This is a genomic window from Paenarthrobacter sp. NPDC089322 (assembly GCF_040684895.1).
GTDB lineage: Bacteria > Actinomycetota > Actinomycetes > Actinomycetales > Micrococcaceae > Arthrobacter.
In genome coordinates, this window is the sequence record NZ_JBFBGW010000045.1 from 1 (window position 1) to 1,311 (window position 1,311).

Consider the following 1,311-nt stretch of genomic DNA (forward strand, 5'->3'; position numbering starts at 1 on the left):
TGCGGTCGTCAACTTTTTGAGACAGGTTCGTTGTTTGTTTTGGTTAGGCGGCCAGTGGTTGCTGGGCGCGGGTTTGGTGGTTGGTGTGGGCTTTGATTGGTGGGATGCCGCCGGCTCTGCGGTTGGGCCGGCGGCGGTTGTACCAGGCTTCGATGTAGTCCATGACTCCGGTTCGGGCGGCCAGCCGGGACGGATAGCGTTGGTGGTGGTAGAACTCGGTTTTCAGGTGGGAGAAGAAGTTCTCCGCGACGGCGTTGTCCCAGCACACCCCAACCTTGCCCATGGACTGGGTGATTCCGTGATCGGCGCACCATTTCTGGAATTCATCGGAGGTGTATTGGGTTCCCCGGTCCGAGTGGAACACCACCGAGGTCCCGGCAAGGTGGCCGTGGTTCCTGGCCATTTGCAGGGCCGCGGTGCAAAGGCTCGTACGCATGTGCCCGGCCATGGACCAGCCGATGACCATGCCGGAAAACAGGTCGATCACGGTGGCCAGGTAGAGCCAGCCCTCACCGGTGCGCAGGTACGTGATGTCACCGACCAGGCGGGTTCCGGGCACTGTTGAGGTGAAGTCCCGCTTGCCCTCTGAGTCGAGCATGTGGTTCTCAATGTGAGCTGTCTTGGCCTGCGGGTCCTGAACGGTCGTTGCTTTCCAGGCCTGGGTACGGATGGCCCGTAACCCGTGTTTACGCATGATGGCCCCGACGGTCGGGGCCGAGACCTTCACGCCCTTCTCATTCAGCAGCAAAGTGATCTGGTCACGCCCGGCACGTCCTTCTTCACCCGAATATGCAGAGGTCACAGCGGTGACCAGTTCCTCGTGCCGGACGGCCCGTGGTGACGGGCCGGGAGGCCGGCGCCAACGGTAGAACGAGGCCCGGGAAACCTTCAGCGCCCGGCACAGCCACGCCACGGAGTGGTTGGCCTTCTCCGCTTCGATGAACTCGTAGAAGTCCTCTACTTTTGCTTCGCGGCAAAGAAGGCGCTGACTTTTCCCAGGAACTCGACCTCGGCCTTCAGCCGCTCGTTTTCGGCCAAAGCCTTACGATGCTCATCCCACGGCACCGGCCCGCGGTCCTCCACCGGAACCTGGACCGGCCCGCCGACAGAACGCTGCCTGGCCCTGGCCAACCAGTTCCCCAACGTGCTTTCCTTCACCCCAATCTCCTCGGCAACCTGCTTCACCGAACGATCCGAGGACAACACCAGCCGCACTGCTTCCTCACGAAACACGGCATCATATTTTCTTCTGGGCGTGGACATCTGAAACGAATCTCCCATCAAGCTGTCTCAGAAAACCATACGACCGCA

General features: G+C 61.3%; 1 protein-coding gene. It reads right to left on the minus strand.

Features of this window, described 5'->3' with window-relative positions:
- Positions 1 to 43: 43 nt before the first annotated feature.
- A protein-coding gene (locus tag AB0N65_RS20625; protein WP_364166143.1) for an IS3 family transposase occupies positions 44 to 1,263 on the minus strand; the annotation gives its coding sequence in 2 pieces (ribosomal slippage) (positions 44 to 996 and positions 996 to 1,263; 1,221 coding nt in all).
- Positions 1,264 to 1,311: the final 48 nt, after the last annotated feature.